8 protein-coding genes are annotated in these 24,019 nt (G+C 34.2%); all 8 read right to left on the bottom strand.

What is annotated here, in order from left to right; genetic code table 11:
• Window positions 1–22: 22 nt before the first annotated feature.
• Window positions 23–6,595: a matrixin family metalloprotease gene (locus C8N46_RS03440; protein WP_108113441.1), complete on the bottom strand. Its 6,573-nt coding sequence runs from the start codon at window positions 6,593–6,595 to the stop codon at window positions 23–25.
• Between the two features lie 417 nt (window positions 6,596–7,012).
• Complete coding sequence (locus C8N46_RS03430; RefSeq protein ID WP_108113439.1) at window positions 7,013–8,653, bottom strand: tetratricopeptide repeat protein; 1,641 nt, start codon at window positions 8,651–8,653, stop codon at window positions 7,013–7,015.
• Between the two features lie 457 nt (window positions 8,654–9,110).
• Complete coding sequence (locus C8N46_RS03425) at window positions 9,111–9,794, bottom strand: hypothetical protein (protein ID WP_146169716.1); 684 nt, start codon at window positions 9,792–9,794, stop codon at window positions 9,111–9,113.
• A 379-nt stretch (window positions 9,795–10,173) separates the two neighbouring features.
• Window positions 10,174–10,467, bottom strand: a complete 294-nt coding sequence (locus C8N46_RS03420) for a hypothetical protein (protein ID WP_108113437.1) — start codon at window positions 10,465–10,467, stop codon at window positions 10,174–10,176.
• Window positions 10,468–11,337: 870 nt separating this feature from the next.
• On the bottom strand, window positions 11,338–11,727 hold the full coding sequence (locus tag C8N46_RS03415; protein ID WP_146169715.1) for a DUF5071 domain-containing protein: 390 nt from the start codon (window positions 11,725–11,727) through the stop codon (window positions 11,338–11,340).
• A gap of 4 nt (window positions 11,728–11,731) precedes the next feature.
• The gene (locus C8N46_RS21035; protein ID WP_108113435.1) at window positions 11,732–22,528 is read right to left on the bottom strand and encodes an RHS repeat-associated core domain-containing protein; all 10,797 of its coding nucleotides are present in this window, start codon (window positions 22,526–22,528) and stop codon (window positions 11,732–11,734) included.
• 96 nt (window positions 22,529–22,624) lie between these two features.
• The gene (locus C8N46_RS03405) at window positions 22,625–23,362 is read right to left on the bottom strand and encodes a hypothetical protein (RefSeq protein WP_146169714.1); all 738 of its coding nucleotides are present in this window, start codon (window positions 23,360–23,362) and stop codon (window positions 22,625–22,627) included.
• Between the two features lie 2 nt (window positions 23,363–23,364).
• Window positions 23,365–24,012 carry a hypothetical protein gene (locus C8N46_RS03400; RefSeq protein ID WP_146169713.1) on the bottom strand — a complete coding sequence of 216 codons (648 nt, stop codon included), beginning with the start codon at window positions 24,010–24,012 and terminating at the stop codon, window positions 23,365–23,367.
• Window positions 24,013–24,019 lie beyond the last annotated feature (7 nt).

The raw sequence follows: 24,019 nt of genomic DNA, 5'->3' as shown, positions 1-24,019 counted from the left end.
TGTTTTAACTAGGTTATGTAAATTAATTTGATGGTAGTTGTTCTGTAATTTGATAGGTGCTAAAGTTTAGGAAATTCCCTGGATGTGCTAATACATTCTGTAGTATGTAAGGTACATCTGGGTTAGTCCCTGAATATTGAGTTTCCCCGTCTAAATTGGTATCGTAGTTGTTGTAACCATTGATTGTATATGTTGGAAAATTCAAGAAATTTCCCGAATCGTTCAATACTTCAGATAAAATATCTGGTGTATCAGGACTAGTACCTGAATATTGTACAATACCATCTCCATTAACGTCACCAGCCCACATAGCAACAGTATCTGTTGGCATACCAAAAGTGGCCTGTGCATTACTGCCGTAAGTAATTTGGTTGTTAGCATCTGTAAAATCGACAGTTGTTGTAGATTGATTTAATGTTATGGCATTTGCTGTTATTATTCCGAGATGATTTCTATGTGAAACAACAATATAATAGTCACCAGGCGTTACGTTGAATGTAAGTGCAGTTGCCAAATCGCTGACATTTGATACAACATCTCCATCTCGCTGTAAAATAGCAGATTGTCCTGTTATGACTAATGTAGGATCTGTAGCATCACGAAGTTCCACCCAAATCCAATCTACCATTGAATCTGAACCATTATCATCAAGGTTTATCGTTTCAGTAATAACCTGACCATCAGAATAAGGTGAATTGGCATTAATCATGGCACTTGCTCTCAAATCATCTCTCATTAAACTTTCTTCACCAGTATAAGGGTTTAACAATGCGCCTTGAAGGAAAACATCAATATCAACCATTATGTAATCGCAAGTTGTTTCATTAAAACTGGTTTGAGAATCAATACTTGTCCAGTTGGTTGTGCTATAGGTAGCATCATCTACCAATACACAGATTAGATCAGGGTTGTTAGTAATATCAAAATCGAAAATATATTGATTACTACCACTTTGAAGATTTAAAGCAGTTAGATTGTTGTCGTTTAACACTACATATTCTAAGTTTGGATATGCTGAAAGATCTAACTCAGTTAGTTCATTATTATCTAACAGTAATGATACCAAATCATCATGTGTTCCTAAAGTTAAAGAAGTTAATAGATTATTATTTGCTTCTAATTCTTCTAAAACGGTTATATTGCTTACATCTAAGGAACTCAATAGGTTATCAGGACAAATCAAAGTAGTTAATGCTATATTATTAGCTAAATTTAATTCTGTAAGGTCGTTGTCTGTGATATCTAAATAACTTAAAGAAGTATTAGTACTAAGGTCTAAAGATGATAAATTACAACGTAGTGCTCTGAAATTTGATAAATTCAAATTATTACTTAAATCGATTGTTGTTATCGGGTTATCGTGTACATACAAGCTTTGAATGCTTGTAAAATCTTCAATTCCTGTAAAATCTGATATATTCTTATTGCCTACTGATAAGGTAGTAATACTTTCAATTAATTCGGTAGGTACTTGACCATCTGCAGAAATATCATCATAACCTAAAGCCTCTAAAGCAGCCTCAAAATTAGCATCTGGAATTTGGGTGTATTCGCAATACGTATCACTAAAACTCGTTTGAGCATCAATGTTAGTCCAATTGGTTGTGCTATAAGCTGCATCATCAACTAAGATACAAGCAAGTTCTGAATTGTTTGTAGCATTAAAATTATTGATTGCAGTATTACCACCACTTTGTACGTTTAAATAATTAAGCTGGTTCAGCTGAACTCTTAATTCAGATAATAGTGGATTATTTGATACATCTAGAGAGGTCAAATCATTTTGATCTAACCTTGCACGCGTTAAAAGCGGAGAGTTGCTTAAATCTATTTCTGTAAGATAATTTCTATCGGCCTGTAAGATGGTCAACTGACTCGCTTGTGAAAGATTTATTGAGCTTAGGTTGTTTAATTCAACTCGTATATCACGAATCAATGGATTATTACTAAAATCTAAAGAAACAAAGTTGTTAAGTAAACCCCAAAATTTCTCAAGATTTGTAAGTGTCGATAAATCAATAGTTGAGATATTATTGTTGCTTATGTATAATTCTTCAAGTGAAATAAAATCTTCAATACCAGTAATATCTGAAATATTTTTATTCACCATACTCAAACTTGTAACTACTTCAATTAGCGCTGTAGGTACTTGTCCATCCGCAGAAATATCATCATAGCCCAATGCTTCTAATTCGGCTTCGAAATTAGCATCTGGTATCTGTGTATAAGTACAATACATATTACTGAAACTGGTCTGAACATCAATATTAGTCCAATTGGTTGTACTGTAATTTGCATCATCCACTTTAACACATTGTAAATTTGTATTATCCGTTAAGTCAATTGCTGTTATGTTCGAATTATTACCATTTTGGAGATTTAAACTTGTTAAGATATTATCAGACAGGTCCAGTACAACAAGCGCAGTTTGGTTCACTAATTCTAATTCACTTAAAAAATTACGACTTAGCAATAGGGTTTGCAATGATGTGTTGTTAACCAAATCAATCGTAGTAAAATCATTACCATCTGCATCTAAGTATGTTAAGGCCGTATTATTTGTGAGGTCAATTGAAGTCATACCACAATCATTGATGTTCAGATGCTGAAGTGCTAAATTTTGACTTAAATCTAGAACTACTATCGGGTTGTCCCTAATTTCAAGATATTCAAGGGAAATAAAATCTTGTATCCCTGTAAAATCTGTAATGTTTTCGTCAATTATTGCCAATGAGGTAATACTTTCAATAAGTATGGTTGGTACTTGTCCGTCACCTGAAATATCATCATAACCTAGAACTTCCAGTTGGAGTTCGAAATTTGCATCTGGTATTTGGGTATAATCACAATACACACCATCATTAAATACCACTTGAGCATCCACAGATGTCCAGTTTGTAGCACTATATGTTGCGTCATCTACGAGAATACAATACAATTCTGGGTTATTATCTAATTTAACAAGACTTAAATTTGTATTATTTCCATTTTTCAGATTCAAATACGTTAGTGCATTATATTGTAATTGTAATTCTGTCAAAGCAATGTTATTTGACAAATCCAATGTCTGTATATTATTGCCATACAATCTAAGTCTGAACAATAAATCACTGCTGCTCAAATCGATTGTTTCTAATTGATTGTTATTGGCTTGTAGTATCGTTAAGTTAGTTAACCCACTAACATTTAGTGTGGTTAAATCATTCCCTTCTACCCGTATATCCTGCATCAATGGATTGTTAGAGAAATCTAAGCTTGTAAAATTGTTATTCACGCTCCAAAGCTTTCTTAAATTAGATAAGCTGCTTAAGTCTATACTGATAAGTTGATTGTTATTTATGTACAATTCTTCTAGTGCTGCAAAATCTTCTATTCCTGTAATATCAGAAATACTTTCACTATTAACATTTAATGAGGTTACTGTTTCAATAAATGTTGTAGGTACTTGCCCATCACTAGAAATATCATCATAACCTAAGGCTTCAAGAGCAGCTTCAAAATTAGCATCAGGAATTTGGGTGTAACCACAATAGGCGGTTTCTGAAAAACTGGTTTGGGCATCTATGTTTGTCCAATTTGTTGCGCTATAAGTTGCATCATCCACAGAAATACAATCAAGATTTGTATTGTTTGTGGCCTCAAAATTTGTGATGCTTGTATTGTTTCCATTTCTTATATCCAATACTTGTAAATCGTTATTGTATATATATACCTCGGTTAGTGAGGTATTACTAGTCAAGTCAAGTGAAGTTAATTGATTAGTGTGAATATTTAATAAACTTAAGTTAGCGAGATTCGATACGTTTATTGAATTCAGTTGATTATCATCAGCTACTAAAAACATCATATTTGTATTTGATGACAAATCAAGAGAAGTTAAATTATTTTCACTTACTCCTAGTTCTTGAAGTAGTGTAAAATCTTCTATTCCTGTAAGGTCTGAAATGTTTTGTGTTGAAACATACAAAGAAGTAAGGGTTTCAATTAATGCTGTAGGTACTTGTCCATCGCCAGAAATATCATCATATCCCAAAGCCTCTAACGCTGCTTCAAAATTAGTGTCTGGTATTGAGGTGTATTCAGTATAACACACTGTATCACTAAATGAAGTTTGAGCATCTATACTTGTCCAGTTTACTGTAGAATAAGTGGCATCATCTACTAAGATACAAGTCAAGTTCGGGTTATCTGCTAACGAAAATGTGGTAATAGCTGTGTTATTTCCATTTTGAATATTTAAACTTGATAAATCGTTTGCGTTTAACCCAACAACAAATAGGTCAGGGTTGTTACTTAAATCAACACTTGTAATAGAATTACTTCCAGCATAAAGTTGGGCAAGCAATGTGTTATTAGAAACATCTAAACTTGTAATTGAATTTCCTTGAATCCCAAGTGCAGTTAATGCTGGATTATTACTTACATCTATTGAAGTCAGATTGTTATTTTGAAACCATGCAGCAATTAAGTTTGGATTATTAGATAAGTCAATACTAGTAACACTATTATTTTCTAAAAATAATTTTTCTAAAGCTGTGTTGGCACTTACATCAATGGTTGTTGTAATTCCGTTGTAACGAGCAGCTATATTTTTAAGTGCTGAATTGTTGCTTAAATCTACAGTTGTAACTGAATTATTACTATAATTAAGTGTCTCTAAATCCCGAAAATCCTCAATTCCAGATAAGTCCGTTATACTTGCATTAGTAACGATTAAACTGGTTAGGTTTTCAATATTTGCTGTAGGCACTTTATTGTCACCAGAGATATCATCATAACCCAATGCCTCTAAAGCAGCTTCAAAATTAGAGTCTGGGATTTGTGTATATTGAATAGACATCAAATTAGCGTCACTTGAAGTAAGACTATCTCCGCAGACATTACTCAAAATAGCCCTATAATACAAATCACTGGTCTCAGGTACATCTGTAACCGACAAAGTTGTTGTCGTTGTTCCAGAATATATGGTATTGTCTGAAATGGTAAACCAGGTATCGCCACCATCACCCGATTCTTCCCATTGCACAGTATCATAATTTTCAGCTACAATTGTAAATTGAGCTGTACCATTATTTGCTTCAACCGTTGTGCTTTGTGGTTGGGTTGTTATAGCCATTGCATCGCAACACTGTATATTGTCAGTCATTGCCGAAACACCACAACCAGCAGATTGCGTAAATAAGCCCATGGTATAATTGGCACCATCAATATCGTTTTGATCTAGCGAATATTTGCTCACACCAGTACCAATGTTATAATGCATAATCACATTGCTGTCTATTACATGACCCAATTGATGAGCGTGCCCCAATTCGTGTAAGGCAACACTTTTAAAATCGTATTGAGAAGATGATGGTGTTCCGTTACCATAGTACCAATTGGTGCTATCATTCCAAGTAATGTCCATTTCGCTAACAATAGCTCTGTTAGTGGTGGAACAGGTTCCTAAAAAACGTGTGGTTACTTGCCCTAAGACTCCTGTTGCCAATTCACTTCCGTTATCAAATCGAACAATGTTGATACCATCATTTACTGACTCATCTGTAGTTGTTGTGCCACTAAACGTAAAATTCACATCCGATTCACAGTTCCATAAACCAAAGGCTTCCTCAAAATAAGTCTTTGCATTGCTAGTATCAAAGTCGGTATGATATTGAAATGTATAACCACCATTCCCATCATCATCCTGTAATACAGAAGGATACACTGCGGTACTACCTATTGCATTGAGATGGCTATAAGTTATTGATAAATCGACATTAGGTTCAGTACTTTCACCACTATCATTAGTCACAATGATAGTCCCAGTTCCTGCAAAATATGGTATTTCAACTTGTATTTCTGTATCAGACCAGCTTACTACTTCTGAATCTGCTGCACTGACATGGCTAGCACCACCGTCTGAGGCATATGAAAACCCAACAGTTCCTTGAGTAGTTCCAAAATTTATTCCAGTTAGTGTTAAAATTGTTTGTGTTCCAGCTGTTGCTGTTAGCGGTGAAAAACTATAAACAGTAGGTGTTGCTAAAAAACTTTTATTAGTATTCGTTGTTCTACTAGGTCGAGCTTGAATAGTTTGAAAACTGCGTCCTGTTGCTTGCTGAATTCTATTATATAATTTGTTTTCGATTGAATTGTAAGTATTGAAAACATCAGAAGCTTCATCCTTAAACTTATCATATTTAATAATCCCTTGGGCAGCAGCAACCATTTGATATAATGTGCCTGATGCATTCAGATTACCTGTAAAATTCTTCAGGAAAAATGTACCGACAGTACCAACTTGTAAATTGGCTTCACTTGAAGTTACTTGAATAGCATCGCCTACTTGCCCACCCATTGTTACAACATTAATGGAAGTTGAGGTATTGCTTCCCTTCATGTTTGTGTAGATATTAACCGTATAAATAGTGTAGATGTTTTTAAGATTTACATCCCATAGGCTTTGGCTATCAATTACTTCTCCTTCAATAATTTTAGTAGCTTCACTCGCTCGCACTTCTAGGGAAACAGGTTCCATAAGCGCCCCACAGTTTTGTCCAAAATTCCAAAAAGGAATTGTCAAAAAAGTTAAAATAAGTAGTTTAGTTTTCATTTAGGATTGATTTAATTTTACGTTTAGGTACTGTTTTTGTCGATAAACGGTATAATTGACAAATAAATAAGACAAAACCGTTCTAATAAAAGATTTTATGGGTTCAAATAGGGTACATAGAACATATGGCTTTACGTGCACTATTTCATTTTCTCAATTCTTTTTTTCAGCTTTTTTAGTTCGGCTAAATGTTGTTTTAAAAAATCTGCTTGAAATTTCATCACATGCAAACAGTTGACTTTCTTTTTAAAAACCCTGTTCGTTATTTTTGTAATATTATTATCTTTTGATATTTTCACTATGATGCTATTTTGAAGTAGTAGATTACTAATTTTTGACCAAATATATCGTTCAACAAGCATTGAGCCCTAAAAATAGCAGGGTTCAAAATAGGGTTCAAAATTTTAAATAATTGTTTTACAGTGAGTTAATGTAGTCATCAAGACTAAGTGCAGAACTAAGATTGAGCTTTTTCTTAATTCGAAAACGAGATGTTTTCACAGCTTCTAGAGATGTATTTCGAAGATTTGCCACTTCTTTTCGGCTTAATCCAATACGGATTAGGGAACAGATTTCAACATCGGTTTTGGTAAGTTCGGGATGTAGATTTTTCAATTTTTTGATGAATTCAAAATTAACCTGTTCAATATTTTGTTTAATGAGCATAAGTTTAGCATTATCTGCCTTGCTAGCTTTTAAGTCGGCAATAATACTTTTTAAGGTAATGCCCTCTTGCTCGTTAGAAAGCTTTTGAAGATTTTCAGCTATACGCTCTTTGGATTTGATATGTTGAATGGTTTCGGTCAGCAACTCGTTGATTTCTTCGGTTTTTGTAGCCACCTTATTATTGAGCAATATGTTTTGATATGCTTGTTCTTTGATACGCTGTCTGTTTCTGAAATAGAAAAACGCGATAATGCCAAGGACAAACAACAAAACTGATACGACCACCCAAAACCTAACACTCGCTTTTTTCGACTGTTCAGCTTCAACTAATTTTCGCTCTGAAATAATCTTTAAACTATCAACCGCCTTTTTGGACTCGTATTTCAACTTGGCATCCAAGTCTGCCAATTCTTTATATTTTTCAGCATTTTTCACAGAGTCCCTAAGAGTCAAATGATTCTTTTGCTCTTGAAATGCCAACTCAAACTTTCTGTTTTTTTCAAGAACCTTAATGTAGTCTGAGTAATAAACCATCAACCTACCCTTTTGATTGGTTTTTTTGAGGTAATCCACATAATCCTGCATCAAAGGCAAGGCTTTATGATGGTTGCCTAAGGCATTATAACTAATAGCTAAATCTGAAAGTGCATTCATTTCGCCTTCCTTGTGTCCAATATCTCGGAAGTTTCTAAGTGCCTGTTCTCTTAACTGTAAAGCTTCGCTCAATCGGCCTTTGTCGTGCAATACCTCAGCATACTGAATACGATTCATAGCTCCAGTCCCTTTACTACCTAAAGAATCAGCAAAGTTTATAGCTTTTTTAAAATAATATTCTGCTTTAGAGATACTATCAAGATTAGCATAATGACTCCCATATAAATTAAGTAGTGTGGCTTTAAACGAATGGTGCGGTTTCCCTTTTTTAATATTACGCTCTGTCATTATATAAGCAGAATCGTAATAGGTTTTGGCACGTTCGTATTCATTTTGCCTCACCCAAACAATACCCATAAGATAATAAGAGCTAGATGCGTCGTTAGGTTTGCCATATTTATCCCTAATACCAATGGATTCTGTGAGATATTCTAAGGCTTCTGTAAACTTTGCTTCCTGAATATATACCAGGGCTCTTTTATTAAGAATATCTGCTTTCCTTCTTAAAAAATACGTTTGTTTAGGATGTTTTTTTATCAAACTATCCACAGTTGAAAGAATTGCTCTGTACTGTTTCGCTGTTTTGGCAAAATCAAATTTAAAGTCGTTATCTATCGAAAGGAAACGCTGCTCAAAAGTCGTGCTATCATTTTCAAAACCAGAATTTTGGGCATTCAGGGGTATTAGAAAACTCAGGTATAATAGTACAAAATGATAAAAGAAATTTTTAACAGACATTAGATTTAAATCAACTCTTGTTACAAAGAAAATAAAAAAAAATCAACATTGAAACTTAAGTAGGGTTCAAATAAGGTACAATTTTCTTTTAATACTGAAGGGTTTTAAGATTTTTTGTGGTTCGATATTAGGGTACTTAGGAGAGCAAAGCTTTCAAAAGCCATCCATTAGGGGTGGCTTTTTTGTGTGTGTATAATTTCCGTGAAACCGCCAACTTACCAAGTTTTTTAGACCATTTTTCTACATACCCTATTTTTTTGATACTACTCAATAATCGTTAAAAAAGGTTCCATAAAGACTCCCATTTTTAAAAACCGTGAAAATTGGAATTTATAGTTTCTGCTTATTATCGTAAAATACAAAAGCTATACGTTTTATTGTATAGCTTTTCATATGTTTTTTTACTCATGCATGCCACTAGCTACAAGCTAGCGCTAGCAGGAGTAAGTATTATCAATTAAATACGAGGACGAAGTTTAAATGAGCCATCTGTTATTTCAATAACATCCGAACTGTCTTCTTCGTTATAAAGTTTTACCGAAAAATTACCTTCAATTATCTGTTGTGAATTTACTAATACTTCTAAAAGATATTGATTTGCATTTGTAGATGACGTAATTTCACAATAACTACTAGATTGGTCTCCGTTAGAATTATAATAAGGTCCTTCTAGAGAATTTGACGAATACTCAAAATATATTCCTCCAGTTGTGCCTGATATATCATCTTTTGTTGCTATTTCATAATTACCTAGTGCAAAACGCTCATTAAAAACTGCTGATTGACTTGTAGCATCCATCTCTGAACAGAGATAAAAACGAACAAAGCCAAAATTCATTGAAGGTAGTGTTTCTTCTTCGAAATTTGGATATACTCCAGAGTAGTAATTAACTCCTCCTGTTTCAGGATAATAAGCACATTCAGTAGTAGTTCCTCCAGAATGAATAATATTATAATCTACAGTTGTTGCATCTTTTCTTTGTCCATATAAAAAAGATTCTCCATTGATTTTACCGCTTATAAAATAGTGGTAATCCTCTGGATTGAATGATAATTCATCTCCTGAACCCTCATCATTATTACTACAACTGATTGCTAAAATTATACTGCATGCTAACAGCGCTTTAAAAATGTGTTTCATTAATTTGTTGTTTTTTGTTATTAATTTATTGATGGTTATCAAAGAATTGTATTTATGAGGGAAGGTTATTCTACAGAATTTTGTATTTTCAATATACAAAACTACTGAATATTTTTGAAGATTTTATCTCCAAGAATATATTTTAAATAGGCTTCATGGTATTTTTGATTTTTTGGAAAGCAAATCATTTTTCTTGATAATTTTTGATAAGCTAAGTACTTATAACTAGACTGAAAATATTTTACAATTCTTACAATAAAAATGTTGAATATTATTTTATTTTCCTTTTTTAATACAATTCGATTTGTTACAACTACTACATTTCATAATAGCAAAATACCAAGTGCTAATTTGCTACACTACCATTTTGATCCATTACCTATTTTCTAACCTCTAACAATAATTCCAAAATTTCAGCTTTTTGTAGATTAGAATTAAGTGTTTTTAATTCTTTCTCAAAATCTTCTTTCATTATTACGCCTAATAGATTTTTTTTGTATAAATACGCCATATCCGATAGGTCATGAATCTTTCTACATAAATTGCTAGTCAAGCCATAATCTTTTATGTCAACATCTATTGGTTCGCCATGTATTTTTTTATTTTTTAAAAATAATTTGACATCATTTTGATAACAAATATATTTTCTAATTTCATCTTCTATGTATTCCATATTTTACAGTGAAGTGATTTAAACTTTTTCTTATGGTTTCAAATTTATCTTGTTTCGCCCTGATTTTGACTTTTTTTCGTAACGTAGCTACGGCTATGCTACTCAAAAAAGGCTTCATCAGGTCAAAAAATTTATAATTTTCGCTACAAAACAAAAAGTTTAAACCACTTCAGTTTAAAAAAAGAATTCAGTATTTAAAACCTCAAAACTTTTGAGTTTAAATTGAAAAATTCATGAAGTTTCCAGTAAGATTCACTATTAATACGATTCATAAACACTCCCGTTTGTTTGTAAGTACCTCTCATGGGAATTATTACATGATGAGAATATAAATAGATTGAGCATGAACAATATGCAAAACTTTTTCTTTTTTAATTATATACGTATTGGTAAACCAAAAGAATCTTTTCATGGAATTCCTAGCAATTTTAATACCTAAAAAGCAGGTTTTGTACACCAAAAACAGCTAAGACGAACAGAAAACAAGAAATCCTTCGACTCCGCTCAAGATAAAAATAGATGTAGAGGATGTATTTAAAACCAACTCATTAAACCAAAAAGAAAAAGGAAGCATTTTTTTGATACTTCCCTTTTTATAAATATAGTGAATTTTAAAGTTAAAATTATAACTATCTCTATTTACCCTCGCGCCAGCTGGCTCGTTCACTAAAAATGTTTACTAAACATTTTCTTAACGTTCCGCCCTCCATAAATGGGGCAGTTTATTTTAAAATAGTCGTAGAGATTGCACCGCTATTTCAGGACGAGACAATTTTATATTAGAAAAAGCTATACATTTTTGTTGTATAGCTTTTTCTTTTTTGTTCTTACTTGGGTTTGGTACTAGTTAGAAACTAGCTCTAGAGTAGGCTAACAACTACCGTCATATTTATTCAAAATATCTTCGGCAATTTCTACTAATTCTGCATATTTTTCTTCTTCAGTGGGAGAATAATAAATTTTTTTAATTCTATTTAAAATGAATTCATTAGGTTTCTTATTAGAATTTAAAATTAAAGTATGCATTATAGAATATTTCCATTCTTCATCAGTCCCATTCAATACTTTTATAATATCATCAGCAATTTCATTAGTATACTCATTTAAATATGCTGAGACATATTTCACAACTGGCCAATTAATATCTTGTAACCATTCTAATAATAAATATACATCTTCCCTTATTTCATTTATTTTTTTCTTATTTAAAAATAAGTGAAATTCTTCATCAGATTTATTTTTTGGTATATATGGTTTCATAAATTTATTTTGGTTTGACAATTTCGGTTTTAACTACTGAATGTTGAACAAGTCTTGTGTAAACATGAACCTTACCTCCAGAATCAGCTTCTTCCCTAGTACTAGCCCAATCTTTTAAGAGCTTATCATCTTCAGTATCCAAAGCAGGTAAAATACTCACATGTCCATCGGTAGGATCTTCTACTAATCTAAACCCAAAAGACCTCAATTTTTTGACACTTATTTTATGAACCTTTCCTTTTTTACCATTAGCTGCTTTTAATGGATCCCTGTAAGTAGATAATCCTTTTTTTGGTCCAGGTTCTGTATCTTTTTCTCTTGGCGTAAAAGTCTTATTAGTAAATCCACCAGATCTGTAAACATAGTCATCATCATCGTCATCATCAGTATCAGTATTAGTATCAGTATCAGATTGAAATTTTGGTGTAGGTATTTTTGGTTTAGGGTTATCTTCAGGTTTGGGCTCTTTATCGTTATTTGGATCATGTTCAGGTTTATCTGTTGCCTCAACTTTTGGAATAGTTGTAATCACTGGTACATCTATTTCCAAAGGAGGAGCATCTTTAAAATTCTCTTTAAGTTCTTGCCCAGTTCTATAAGCTGTATAAGAGATGATTGCAATACCTGTCCATTTTATAAATAAATATGCCCATCCTGGAGGACCAGCTGCTGCTGCTGCTACATCATCAGGTGTTTCTAATCCCTCTAATTCAATAAAATTAATGACTTTATTTTCACTGAAAGCATACGGAGAATTGTAAGAATATATTTTTTCTAAAGGATCGGTAGCAAAGAACCTACCAATCCTAGGATCGTGCATACGATATTTATAATTCAGACTATTCCCTTCTCCTTTCAATTCATCATCTTTTTCTTGTCCTTGGAAGCCGTATCTATAACTCTCATCACTTGCATGTCTCTTTGGAAGTAGCATTCCATACGGATAGTAATCGTTATATGAAAGAACGTCTGGTAGGAACCCTGTTACTTCTTGGGTTTCTACTACGGTAAATATACTAAAATCTTTGATATAGAATGCTTCGATACTGGTATCTCCTGTATTTTGATGCGATTTTAAGAAACGAACCTTGTATGTAGCTGTCACAGGCGCTGTAAATGTAAAGGCATTGAGTTCACTTTGTGTAATGAATCCTGTATGATACACAGTGCCACCTTCTTCTGCAATTTCTACTTTGATATCGGCATTGTAATTGTCTTTTATAATGTCCGTTACGATTTGATATTCTGTATTTTCCGTAAAATCTACCTGGAAATACGTTCCTGTATCGTTATTGGTAGTTGCCACTTGTAAGGTGCCGTTTAAGACCAATTCCACACCTTCGCCATCTTCCACAAAACTTTCTAAGTCACCCGCAATTTTGTTGGTTTGACTTCCGTAGGCTACTACTTTTTTATCAGTGATGACGCTTAATACGTTTCCTAAGTGATTGGATAATTCATAGGCTTTGTCTCCAATATAGTTGGTGTTGTTGGTGTACGCTAACGGTCCATTGACAGGATTTTCATAGTAGGTATTGTCTAGATAATTTGGAATTCCGTCATTGTCATCGTCAGTTTGTCCTTCTACGGAAGTGAGATAGCCATCGTTGTCATCGTCCGTGTCTAAATAATTTGGAATTCCGTCATTGTCATTGTCTGTGGCGTCTTCCACACTTGTTGGTACGCCATCATTATCATCATCATCGTCAAGATAATTGGCGGTTCCATCACCATCTGCATCATCGTTGTCTGCATTTCCATCTTGATTGATGTCTTCCAAATAATCATCGATTCCGTCATTGTCTGTATCTGTATGGAAAGCATTTGGAATTGTATAATCGCTTGGTGTAGGCGTAGGTGTAATGGTACTGACAATTCTCATTTCCTCTCCTAAGTTGTTCATGAAAAAATCCTCATCCAACATTGGGAAATAAATCGTTTCAGCATCACTTTCGGAGAAGTCAAAATGATATTTTAAATACGCAACATCTTGTGTTACCAATCCTGGAGTTCTATAAATATAGCCACGACTTTGTGTGTTGATTTGTGTTAATGTTCCTGTATCTGTATTGGAAACAATGAGTTGGTTTACTGGGTCAGATGGAGAATAGGTAATACCATCAATCGTGATATTTGCATTTTCACCAAAGTAGTTACAGTTTACTTTGAGTCCTTTAGTTTGTAAGTGATCTTCGGTGAATTTGTATGGAGTGATGTAATATTTACTCGTATAATATCCTTCACCATTGTTTTTAATATCTTCGTACTCTTCGCGAATACGCATATAAAAAGCATACTTATTGGTGGTAGAACTTTTGATTACATAAATGGTTGCCTCAACATATTCATCATATTTTCCATCCTTAACATTGGCATGTCGTAAGATTGCTATTGGATTACTTGAATGATTGGTCTCAATTTTGAATTGTGTTTGAATGTTAACTCCTCTAAACTCACTAGTAGCGCTTGAATTTGTAGTTGGTTGTGGCCAATAGAAATATGTTTCTGGAGTGGTACGCAATCCACTTTTTGTAAAACCACCTGTTAGTACAGGAACGCCGCTTCCTGAGGTTCCCGTTTGTATTTCTGTAGGGAAGTTTTCATTCACGAGTGTTTTTCCAACATTTTCAATTCCTAAGCGCGAACTTCCGTAGATATGATTTTCTTTTTGAACCATTTCTATGTCAAAATCATACAGATTTCTAGAGGTTGTTACGTCATAGATTCCCAATACATTTCCTTGAGCATCACGCGCATAAAAGGTAGTTTCTTTATCGTTACTATTGCCTTTTTTATAGGTTGATTTTCCAATTCGGTTTCCTAATCCGTCATAATGGAACGCAATTACATCAGGAATTCCTTTTGCCATATATGGCAATTTATGCACTTCTTTAACCTTACCATCAACTCGCCAAAAGATTTGTAATCCTTCCGTTTTGTCTTCAATCAACTGTCCAATTTCATCATAGATGTAGTTATGATTGTCGGTACTGTTTGGGTCAGTATTATAGTTGTAACCGTAGCCAGTTAAGAAGTCTATTTGGTCTTCAATATCTGCACTAGTTTCGTATTTATCAGCTGCGGATATTTCATCACTTACAATGGCAAGTTTGTTTGTTGGAGCATTATTTTCGGTAATGTATTTATACTCAAAATTGTCCATTGTTTTCAGGACACCGTTTTCAGGCACATACCTTTGTAATGTTTGTAAGTTTCCATTTTTATCAAATGTGTATGATGATGCATAACTTTCTTGCGCCTGTAATGAATTCAGTGGCTTGTCAGTCACCGCTTTGGAATTCATGGCTTTGATTCTGTTTAACTGATCGTAGGTGTAATTGTTTACCTGCGTTGTTAAGATATGCTCATTTTGATCGCGTAAGGAAGTCATCATTGTTTTGATGTTTCCATTGTAAAGATTTTTGTTATTAGGAGCTACTACTGAAGCATTTGAAAGCTTGAATACATTTCCTGAAATAGCAGTGTTGCTTGGCGTGTAGTCACCATCATAGTAATGCAAAGCGTATCCAAAAGCATCTTTCGCCATATTGCTACGGGAAGCGATTCCGTCGTATCCAAAATCGTTAGTAGCGTCTGCTAGACTTTCACCATTTACGGATTTTAACCAACCTTGCAAGGTGTAGATATAATCGGTTCCTTGTACTTTTTTATCACCAAGTTCTACTCTGGCTAACGGACCGTGTTCGTAGTACTGATACTTAGCATCTTGTTCCCAGATATTTCCATCTTTGGATGTATATGCGGATACAATTCTGTTGTCAGCATCGTATTCATATTTGTGAATGAATTGATCTGGTTTTTCTGGTTGAAACGTTACTCGATGTACATTACCACTTATCAAATCGTATTCATAATGCACACGTTTGAGATGTGCTTCGCAGTCAAGAATGGTTGTTTGTTCTTCACAGTTTGGCAATTTTAATTCTGTGATATAGGTTACCAATTCTTTTACATTGCCATGGACATCGTAATTGTAGAATAGTGCATTGTCAAACTTAGGCGTCTTATTCGGTGGAATTTCATCAAAATAGCATACAGCAGTCACTCTGTTGATACTGTTAAAAGGTGTATAAGTTGCCGTAAATAAATCTGAAGAATATACCGTCGTATTGGCTGTTTCTTCTACAAGAATTCGGTCGTCATACGTAGTTCGTGTGACTTCTATTCTGCGCATTGATTCATAGGTAGCATCAAAGTTATTCACTTTTGATTCGTTGTATAGCAACTTCCCTTCAACGCTAATGCTGTATAAAGAAGTATTATCTTCAATTTCACCAGCTTCCAAAATTCTACCTAAGCCATCATATCTGGTATAGCTATATTTTTTGTGAGGAGTTGTTTCTGCTTGTTTTGCATTTTGAGAAGCGATAATTCTTCCTAAGTCATCATAAGCAAATACCGTTTCGCCACCATCGGGTGTTTTTTGCCACACTAATTGATTTAACGAATTGTACTTGTATTGTGTTTTTAATTCGTGTGTTGGTAAAATTGGCGTGGTTACATTATCCTCACGGAATTGATTATTTTGTGCCAAATCTATAGCAGCAAATTCTGTACGATTTACTCCTTGTGGTGGAACTGTTTGAGTTAAATTCCCAGCTTGATCGTAATAGTAAAGCGTATATTGATATTCTTTGTCTTTATAGCTAACTTCAAATTTTTCTACTAAAGCTGCTAAAGCTTGCGAAGTGTATTCCAATTTGAATTGCTGTTTGATTCTATCTATGTAAGCATTGTAATTATCAGCACCATACGCTTCTGCAACACTGATAGCAAATTCTCTACAATCGCTCAACGAATCGTCAATATTGAGTTCTAATGTAGTCATCATTAGTCCTGGAGGACAAATTTCAGGATGCTCTGCTAAATAATAAATGACAAATTCACGCCATGTTTTATACATTGGGTCTTCAGGAGTTAAGGCGGCGTTTCCTGCATTGTCAATATACGTTTTGTATGCTTGTATTATAGGTAAATAGCCCTGCTCATTAAGATTGAACCCGTAGTTTAATGGAGTTGCTCCAAATTCAGTAATGGTTAAAAAATACGGCGCTTCAATATCAACTACATCTGTTCCTCCAGCGAAGGTTTCTAAATAATCAATATAGCCTTCCGTAATATATTGATAGTTCATATTATCAAAATACTCTAGTGTATGATGAGCAGGAATCGTATAGTTAGGAATATCTCCGACTTCATTAGTATAACGTTCCCACATGACATCTCTGTCTACAGGCGTGATTGTTTGTGGAATACAGGTTGTACAAGGTTCATAGCTGGCTGAATTTTCTTTTTGGAAAGTAATTATAGTGTTTCTATGAGCTGTTTGTCGCCCATTACTACTTATGATAGCATTTAAATCACAGTCAAAGTTTAAAGGAGATAAACTTGTGTATCTTTTGTCAGGTGATTGATAAATTTTGCTTAAAGCGACTGCGTTACTGCTATATGGACTGTCGTAAAAGATACCATATTGTGTTGGCATTGTGTTCGATGGTAATCCGTACGGATCAACTTCTGTAAAACTTGCTTCATTGGCAATTCCGTTTTGCATTAACGTATCTGTCAGTTCTACAATTACAAAATAAGCAGGTGTGGAGGTTCCTGTATTTGTAAATTCTAATTCTATTGTATTTTGTAGATTCGTATTCACGGCAAAAGGAGCTGTCCAAATCACAGAATTATAGGTAATAGAAGTATTAGTATGGAGCAACTTTGCATTTTCGGTAAAGAACTCTAGTAACTCAGTAGTGAAATACTGTGACACTTCATGTTGCGAATAAAAGTTTCCATTAGACAATACAGAGTTCAATAATTGTGTCATTCCCGTATTGAAAATTGCTTCATTTGCTTGAATGGCTGCAATACAGGTAACGCTACTAGAGTCACTGTCACAAACGTCACCAATACCATCTTGGTCAACATCGGACTGGTCAGGATTGTAGGTGTTTTGACAGTTGTCACAACCATCTCCAATTCCGTCACCGTCACTATCTGTTTGTTGTGGATTGTAATGCTTTAGGCAGTTATCACAATCGTCAAAAATACCATCTTGGTCGTTATCAATGGTTCCACAATCGGGAATATTGGTATTTACACTTTCATCTCCATCAATGTATGTACAGCAATCGTACGGTAATGCAGTTATAGTAGCCGTAAATATGTAAGGGATAGAATGTCCTGTCGTTGCATAATTAACAATGGCTTCTACAATAATGTTCGTTGTTCCTTGTACACTAACATTATTGATAGCGTAAATACCATTTTGTGACGGAATAACACCACTTGCTAATGATTCGAAACTGATAGTTTGTCCATTATGTATAAAATCTGAAAAATTAGAAAGTTCTAATACAGTATTTCCTGCGAGTGTAATGGTATAATTTCCATTTCCATTGTTATTCCAAACTGCCGAAATACTTTGTGGATCATCCCCTAAAAATTCAGGAAGAAAATCATCTGCACTATAGGCTGCTACTGATTGTAGATTTACAGAAGTACCTGAAAACGGTAACATAGCGTTCATCATATTTTTGATGCTTACTGCAAAGTCATCTTTGTCTTGACAGGCTACATCATCATTTAATACACCGCCATTCCCTAAATCTTCTCCAATCGGAGTACCGTCACCGTAGGTTGCTACATCATCTTGCCCATCGACAAAACATTCTCCAATTCTTGCAATGGTATTTCCTGAAATGATAATTTCTGCAATGACAGCGGTACTTCCAGGAACGACTACTTTAGCAGCCATTTCGAAGTCAAATCGAGTAGGAGAAACTGCAGCGTTGTAATTAGTATAAGCGAATTGACTTATCTCGCTGATTTGCCAAGTATTATTATAGTTGCTCCAGCTATAGGCTGGATCTTCGATGGTAAAATTGATAGGTAACATGGTAGTTGTTATAGGATTACCGACCGTAATTACGACTGCTAAATCCTGTCCAGTTTCTGTTGCCTCAAACTCAATATCAGTATTTGAATTTGCTTGAGTTGTAGTTGCTCCTCCTAAATCTTCAAAGAGATTCATACTAAGATAGTTGCCTTCAAAGGCTCCGATATCTCCTAATAAAATTGGGGAATTACTATTTGCCTGCGAGATTTCGTTCGTGTTGGCAATAATTCCTTTGATAAAGGTTTCAAAGTCACGACTCATTGGACATTGTCCTGAGCTTACATAAAATTGATATCCTGTGTATTCTTCTAATTGTTGTCCAATTTCTGCTACAGTTTGACTTGAATCATAGTTATAATCTTCAGAAACAAATCTTTTTATTTTAGATAAATATAGATTAGCATTAACACCACAAACATTTTCATTATTCCCACTTGGTACTGAAGTAGGTCCAAAATTACTACCTGAATATTCATTTAATCGTAATACTGGATTTCCAGGATTGTCTGCATCCTCTCCAATACAGCCATTATATGCGTATTCTTGAATAGCATACATGTTTGCTAAAGCACTTTTTACACGATCTCTAAAAGAAAGATACATTCCTCTGTAAATAGGCCATACTTCTTCTTTTTCTTCATTTGACATTGAACTGATATCAACAATGCAATTTCCCTCTATACTATTGCACGCAACAGTTAGGAGTGCATTGTGTAGCATTGTTTGACTGGTACCTTCATAATTTGAGGTTACTGCAATCGTAGCTACTTCACTATGTAAATCGGTATTTGTAAAGCCTAATGTAATAGGCAAGTCATGATAAAATAATGGATCATGATTTACGATATTTTCTAGAACATTGTAGTTTAGATAACGTGCAGAAGCTAAGGAAAATGAAAGTTCATTTAAATAATTTTCATACCCATCAACATTGACTATAAAACTTCCACTAGTTCCCATTGATAATTGCACTGTAAGATTACAGAGTTCATTAGAAAAATGTGCATATACATATTCTGGGTGAAATGCTACTAAGGATTCTGCCCATTGATCTTGCCAGTAGGTTTCAAAGTCTTCTTCATTTAAGTTTTGCGGTTCAATAGCTGCAAATCCAGCGTTTAGAGGATCTTCTTGTGTAAGTCCATAAATGTTATTATCGATTGGAATCAATACTTTTACAATCTCACCATTAGCATCGTAATAGTGATATGGATCTCCATATTTTGGATTGAAAGGCGTTTTCCAACTAAATCTCGCAGGCAAACTTTGTCCAGATCCACTAGTGACGTATAAATTTTCAATAAATGGATTGGTCAATACATTATTTTCATCGTCGAAGATGCTCAATTCAGGGACAACATCAACTAATTCGTATTCACCATTACTGTTGAGTTCACTTACTTGTCTACCATATTGTCCAACAGGCTTCATATCGTTTACAAGTGTTTGTATAGTAACATCGCATGATATTGAATTGGTAGCCAACGTTGTAGCATTTGGATTGGTTGTTGACACCATTCCATCAGCAATACATGGTGCCATACACGCTTCCACTAATAAGTCATACTCTCGTTGAAATCTTCCAGTTAGGGCATCAATGGTTGGTTGGTCTAAATTATCGTAATAAGACAGTTGTGTTTGTACATAATCTTCTTGCTCCCTAATTCCGTCATTATCGAAATCCTCAGTTATGGCATCCACACATTCTTCACATGTTGGAAAACAATCTTCAATACTAGCTGAAACGTCAAAGTCAGAAGGTTCTAAAATACAGCCATTAGTTTGTCCTTCAGTGATATAATCATCAGCGTGTTTATTAAGGGCTTCTTCGTTTACTTGAACTGTTTTATGAATGGCTAAATCACCCAATGGAGGTGTTATTGAAAATGATTTATTGACTGTTTCACTTATATCTTGTTCATTATGAGTGTATAAGATATTTCCGCATTCGTCTTTAACATCGATTCCTAAGTCATAAGAAAAAGGAAATGTAATTAGTGTACTTGTTTGAGTTGTTTCGTTTACACAATTATCCGTAAACTCACCATTTATGCTCAAATTATAGTTAAAATCGTGTGCTTCTCCATTTTTTGAGACCGTTCTAAATCCGTCATATCTCAGTCCGTCGTTGACATTGAAATTTGGAAATCTTCCTGTATTAAATGCAATGTTATTATCGTCATCGGTATCAGCATCATTTGGATTTACTTTATTTAATAAATCGAGCGTGGTATTTATGTGTGAACCGTTTTCTTCTTCGTAAAGACTATCAAGTGATGCAGGATTGTCTGCGGTAAGAGCGGTTGCAATGGTTCTTCCTTGCGGATCTACATAACTCACACTTACTTGTCCGTTAGGATCGACTACAGTATTTTTTTTATAGTATGAATCCCAACCAATATCAGCTCCGAATAAACGATCTAATTCTTTCTGAAAAGGCTTTGAGTAGAAGTATTTCATTTCATGTCCAGAACCTAATTTATGTGTAACGCCAACGCCACTTTTTCTTTTGATTCGACCTGTGTTGTCAGGAGTATATTGAATTTGAGAAAACGGAAAGTTTTGTGCATCTGGAACGGCATCGTGAAATTCACTCGAGCCTGTATAATTAGGAGAGTAGTATTTACTGGTTCCAGAAGTATTTTTCATTCCTTCCACATCAACATCACAGTTAGTAGTACTAGAAGTTCCTTCCCAATCAAAATCCATATGAGAATATTTTTGATTACTCATGTTGATGTTATGATTGGCATAGTATCTTATTTCATTACTGGTAGTTGGTGCAGGTAAAATTTCGATTCCTGGTCGCCCTTGATTGTCGTACACAACTTCGCCTACAATAGCATTATCATCCGTATTGATTTTAGTCACTGTCTGACGATTTCGTAAGGTTCCGTCAAAATAGCTAACGACTTCTTTCTTTTTGCCTTCTTCTGCATAACTTGCTTGAAATTGCCAGTTTTTATTATCCTCATGTCCGGTTACGGTTTCGTTTACCCAATCTGCTACTGTTGAGGTTGTAGTTCCTGTTTGACTCCAAGGACCGTAAAAGTTTGTGGTGTAATCATCAGCAAATCGTCCTACAGCTCTAACTCTGTATATGATATAACCACTGTCATAAATATCAGAGATTTCGTAATGGTCATTTTTTGTGTTAATTCGGGTACTGTTTCTTTGAAATTCCTTTTCGGTTAAGGAAATAGTGCTTGGTGTATTTTCGTAATTATCAATCCAAGTCCATTCAACATCATAAGAGATAGCACCTGCTACAGGATTCCATGAAAGTTTATATTCGCTCGTATTTTCAGGATTCTCAATCAAAGTAGAAACTGTAGGAGCAGGGCTGTTGGAAATATCTATGACACGAATTCCTTCAAATCCCAACACTAATTGAATATTTTCAGGAACTTCCAAAACAGTGGTATTGGTATCATGATACGTAGTAGAGTAGCCTTCAACATTTATTTTTACGCCATAGCGATTTAAAATTTTATGATAGACTTGATCTGCACTATTTCCCAAGTTTGTATGTGGCTTGAAATCAACGTTTAGGACTTCATCATAAGGCGTATCTAAACTTCCGTCAGAAAGCACAGGATATACTTTTAATTGTAATTCAAATGAATAATGCCTAAAAGGAGCAATATCATTATTCACATTTAAAAGAATATAGGCTTCTGGGTTGTAAATGAAACTATTTGTCGTATTGAGGTTAGATACATCAAACTCTTGTATCATATTACTTTCAATGTCTCCTTTTATATAGGTAGTACTCTGTTCTGAAACTCTTGGAATTTCTCCTTGAGCAACGGCTAATGAATATGTACAGAATATACTCATCCAGAGTGCTACTTTGAATATATATGTTGATTTCATTATTTTCATGTGTTTATATTTTAGTGTTGAGCGAAGTCTAAAAGTTGTGTATAAGGTTACTGATTGTCAGCTTTAAATACTTGGTAAACCATAGTTGCTAACTCCTTAGTTATGTATGATTTTGAATGTTTTATATGCTGCTGTAGGAGTTATATTTTTCCCTTTTTTATGGATGTACGAAGTCAGCTTTGCTGTTCGTTTTTCTTCTTGATTTAGTATTGTTTTGTAGTTGGATAGGACAATTTCCAATTTTGGATTTCCAATCTTTTTCTCTTCTTTATCGTTAGTATAAGGCACTTGCGTTAAGAAATACAAAACTTGCTTTGTCATTAGCGAACTCTGTTTGTCTATATAAATTTCTATTTTTCCATACGGTAGTTGCGTGATGACATCAGTTGTTAATGTACATATCCAGTAATCACCTTTATCGGTCACTTTTTTCACTTTGAATTGTTTCATATAGCTTTCTAAAAGTTCCCACGGAGATTGACTAAAATCACCATTAGTTTTTGTAACTAACAATGCTTTTTGCACTTCGTTACATTTTATAGCTAATTGAGCTTTTTGATCGGTCAGAAAAAATGTTTGATTGATTTTAGAATACACTACATCACTTTGTTTAATCATGACTCCTTCGTAGTTGAATGAAGGTTTGTCAGTAGTGTATGTATCATACCAGTTATAATTTAGATTACATGTTAGCTGATTATTTTTTTCCATGACTTCCTGCGTCTTTTTTAAAACCTCATTTACCGTTTTTTCTTGCGCAGTTCCTAATGCACTATAGCTAATAAAAAAGATTGCTGTTATGACCCTTAGATTGTTATATATAAATTGTTTCATCATTATTGTTTTTTACTTTTAGAGCGTGTTTCTTGAATGGTGTACACTCCTTTTTCTGTTTCTTTTTTGACACGAACTAAGCCACCTTCTTTATCGTATTCATAGTAAGTTGCATAGTTGTTTTCATCGAGTTCTGCCATTAATCGTTGTGTGTCTTTATCGTACACAAAACTTTTCATACTTCCGTTGAATGGAAATATTCGGACATCGTCGAAATAGCAAGAAGTCCCTTGTTGCAAACAGGCAAGATTAATTCCTATAGTTCTCGGAGTTTCTGCAACTTCTTCTCCATCTGCTTGTGGAATGGTAACAATTCCAACAATTCGCTGCCAACCTTCAATGATTTTTCCACTTGGATACATGGTTATGGTAGGTAAAGCAGGAACTAAGCTTGTAACACCGTTTATATCAGGACCATTATAAAAGTTGATTTCCATCACTCCGTTTGTATAGGTTTTTTTGGTTGTACTATTGCTTTCTTTTACCCAACAACTCACAATATATTTCTCTCCAGGTAGTGGATAAAAAGACGAACAATTGTTATCAAATGTTCCTAAAGTAGACTGTCCTGATGGTGGATTACCCTCTTGTGCAAAAGTATGTGTTAGACTAATGATTACTATAGCACTGATTATAAGTATCTGTTTCATAATTTTA

The sequence above is a fragment of the Kordia periserrulae genome, assembly GCF_003054265.1.
GTDB lineage: Bacteria > Bacteroidota > Bacteroidia > Flavobacteriales > Flavobacteriaceae > Kordia > Kordia periserrulae.
Note: the sequence above shows the minus strand (reverse complement) of the source record. Positions and strands in the feature narration are given on the sequence as shown.

Bases quoted from the DNA above. Each gene is read 5' to 3' on its own strand.
- C8N46_RS03400 (WP_146169713.1), bottom strand. From the start codon at position 24,012: ATGAAACAGATACTTATAATCAGTGCTATAGTAATCATTAGTCTAACA.
- C8N46_RS03420 (WP_108113437.1), bottom strand. From the start codon at position 10,467: ATGGAATACATAGAAGATGAAATTAGAAAATATATTTGTTATCAAAAT.
- C8N46_RS21035 (WP_108113435.1), bottom strand. From the start codon at position 22,528: ATGAAAATAATGAAATCAACATATATATTCAAAGTAGCACTCTGGATG.
- C8N46_RS03425 (WP_146169716.1), bottom strand. From the start codon at position 9,794: ATGAAACACATTTTTAAAGCGCTGTTAGCATGCAGTATAATTTTAGCA.
- C8N46_RS03405 (WP_146169714.1), bottom strand. From the start codon at position 23,362: ATGAAACAATTTATATATAACAATCTAAGGGTCATAACAGCAATCTTT.
- C8N46_RS03440 (WP_108113441.1), bottom strand. From the start codon at position 6,595: ATGAAAACTAAACTACTTATTTTAACTTTTTTGACAATTCCTTTTTGG.
- C8N46_RS03415 (WP_146169715.1), bottom strand. From the start codon at position 11,727: ATGAAACCATATATACCAAAAAATAAATCTGATGAAGAATTTCACTTA.
- C8N46_RS03430 (WP_108113439.1), bottom strand. From the start codon at position 8,653: ATGTCTGTTAAAAATTTCTTTTATCATTTTGTACTATTATACCTGAGT.